The sequence below is a fragment of the Mesorhizobium sp. genome (assembly GCF_024509055.1).
In the GTDB taxonomy this organism is placed as follows: Bacteria; Pseudomonadota; Alphaproteobacteria; order Rhizobiales; family Rhizobiaceae; genus Mesorhizobium.
Map to the genome: position 1 here is coordinate 1 of NZ_JANINM010000230.1, position 2,867 is coordinate 2,867.

Below are 2,867 nucleotides of genomic sequence, written 5' to 3' on the forward strand. Positions count from 1 at the left end.
GTTGACAGCTTGCGGTTCCTCTGAATTTGTCTGACAATAGATAAAAAACAGGGAAATGCGCATTACGACAACATTAGGACCAGCCAATATCGGGAGGAAATGACATGAGGAACCTGTTCGTCTTGGGCGCCGTGGCGGCTATGCTCGCTTCAGGCACCGCGCTTGCCGACACCAGCGGCAAGAAGATCGCCTTCTCCAACAATTATGCCGGCAACTCATGGCGCCAGGCCATGCTCGACAGCTACGCCATCGTCACCAAGAAAGCGGTCGACGACAAGCTGGTCGGTGTCGCCGACGTCTTCACCACCGCCGACAAGGAAGTGCCGACCCAGGCGGCCCAGGTGCAGAACCTGATCCTGCAGGGCTATGACGCAATCGTCATCAACGCCGCTTCGCCGGATGCGCTGAACGGCGCCATCAAGCAGGCCTGCGATGCCGGCATCGTCGTCGTCTCGTTCGACGGCACCGTCACCGAGCCCTGCGCCTACCGAGTCGTCGTCGACTTCAAGGACATGGGCAAGCAGGAAGTCGAGCAGATGGCCAAGTTCCAGCCGAAAGGCGGCAACCTGCTCGAAATCCGCGGGCTGGCCGGCACATCGATCGACGATGCCATCCATGCCGGTATCCTCGAAGGCGTGGCGGCCCATCCCGAGTTCAAGATCGTCGGCTCGGTGACCGGCGACTGGGATCAGACCACGGCGCAGAAGGCGGTGGCGACGATCCTGCCGTCGCTGCCGGATGTTGTGGGCATCGTCGACCAGGGCGGTGACGGATATGGCGCCGCGCAGGCTTTCGCCGCCGCCGGCAAGCCGCGCCCGACCATCATCATGGGCAATCGGCAGGATGAGCTGAAATGGTGGAAGGAGCAGAAGGAAAAGGACGGCTACAAGACCTGGTCCGCTTCGATCGCGCCGGGTGTCTCGACGCTTGCCTTCTGGGTGGCGCAACAGGTGCTCGACGGCCGCAAGGACATCCCGCACGACCTTCTGGTGCCCTATCTCGCCTTCACCCAGGATGATTTCGAGGCCGCGCTGCCGAAGATCAAGGAAGGCGGCGTCGCCACCCATGAATACACGCAGGAAGACGCCATCGCGGCCATCAAGGCCAACATCAAGCAATAGCGGCGCGACGTTGCCAGCCGCATCGCCAACCGGATGCCGTTGAGGATGCTCCAGGCCATTGCGGATATCGTGAGGTTGAACGGCGCCGAAAAGCATTTCGGCGCCGTTCGGGCGCTCAACGGTGTCGACTTCCATGTCGGCGCCGGCGAATGCGTGGGGCTTGTCGGGCACAACGGCGCCGGCAAGTCGACGCTCATGCATATGGTTGCCGGCACGCTGCGGCCGGATGGCGGTCAGATCGCCGTGCGCGGCAACGCGGAGGCGAGCTACTCCGTGGCGCGCGCGCTGGAACTCGGCATACGCTGCGTCTTCCAGGAGCTGTCGCTCTGCCCGAACCTCAGTGTCGCCGAAAACACCCGCATCAACCATGCCTCGCTCACCGGTTTCGGCTGGCGGCGCCGGGCCGCCGGCCTCATCCGGGACAAGCTCGACGAGATCTTTCCCGATCACGGCATCGCCGCCGACGACATTGCCGGCGATCTCTCGATCGGGCGGCGGCAGATGGTCGAGGTGGCGCGCGCCTTCACGCTGACCAGCGCGCCGCTGCATCTTGTCATCCTCGATGAGCCAACCTCGTCGCTCGATGCGCATACGGCCGGCCAGTTGCTCGCCTTCGTCAGGCGCTTCGTCGAGAAGGGCGGCAGCTGCATCCTGATCTCGCATGTGCTGGGCGAGGTGCTGCAGAATGCCGACCGCATCGTGGTGATGCGCGACGGCAAGGTGGTCGCGGCCGACGCCGCGAGTGCTTTCGACCGCGACAAGCTTGTCGCCGCGATGGGCGGCACGGAGGGACATGAAAGAACCGCCGCCGAGACCCGCAAAGCCGAGACAGGCGCGCTCAGGGTCAAGGCGCGCCCGGCGCGGCAACAGGATGGTCGCGAGCTTGTCGCCCATGCGGGCGAGATCATCGGGCTCGCCGGCCTGGCCGGCCATGGTCAGACGGACCTTCTGCTGGCGATCTTCGCGGCGGCCGCGCGCGCCAGGACCGGCATCGAGGTGACCGCGCCGGTGGCGCTGGTCGCCGGCGATCGTCAGTCGGACGGCATCTTCGCGCAATGGTCGATCGCGCAGAACATCGGCATCCGCTCGCTTTCGCGGCTGCGCAACGGCCTGCTGATCTCGCCCCGGCGCGAGGCGGAGATGGCCGAATTCTGGAAAAACAAGATAGGCATCCGCACGCCGGACATGAACAACAACATCTTCTCGCTGTCGGGCGGCAACCAGCAGAAGGCGCTGTTCGCCCGCGCGCTCGGTTCCGACGCTGGGATCGTGCTCATGGACGACCCGATGCGCGGCGTCGATATCGGCACGAAGCTCGAGGTCTACGGCCTCGTGCGCGAGGAGGCCGCGAAGGGCCGCACTTTCCTCTGGTACACCACCGAGACCGAGGAACTGGACAATTGCGACCACGTCTATGTCTTCAAGAATGGCCGGATCGTCGCCAATCTCGGGCGCGACGAGTTGACGGAGGAAAAGATCATCCAGTCCTCGTTCGGCGACGCGGCCTGAGATGACAGCCATCGTTTCCGGCTCAATCGCAAAATCCCAGCGCAACGGCTCGGCGCGGGCGCGGATGCTGCGCGGCCTCCTTCCGGCGTTGTCGCTGGCACTGGTGCTGATTGCGATCGCGTGGCTCAATCCGCGCGCCATCAGCTATTTCGGCTTCAACCTGATGCTCAACCTGGCGATCCCGATCGCGCTGGCGACGATCGCGCAGATGTTCGTCATCGCCGGCAACGAGCTCGA

The 2,867-nt window shown here is 64.5% G+C and carries 2 protein-coding genes and 1 pseudogene; all 3 read left to right on the top strand.

Going from position 1 to position 2,867, the window contains the following annotated elements:
• The first annotated feature begins 104 nt into the window (after positions 1-104).
• Positions 105-1,121 carry an ABC transporter substrate-binding protein gene (locus Q0L57_RS11170; protein WP_296742565.1) on the top strand — a complete coding sequence of 339 codons (1,017 nt, stop codon included), beginning with the start codon at positions 105-107 and terminating at the stop codon, positions 1,119-1,121.
• Between the two features lie 45 nt (positions 1,122-1,166).
• Positions 1,167-2,630 carry a sugar ABC transporter ATP-binding protein gene (locus Q0L57_RS11175; RefSeq protein WP_296742567.1) on the top strand — a complete coding sequence of 488 codons (1,464 nt, stop codon included), beginning with the start codon at positions 1,167-1,169 and terminating at the stop codon, positions 2,628-2,630.
• A gap of 1 nt (position 2,631) precedes the next feature.
• Positions 2,632-2,867: pseudogene (locus Q0L57_RS11180) on the top strand (ABC transporter permease); the annotation flags it as partial.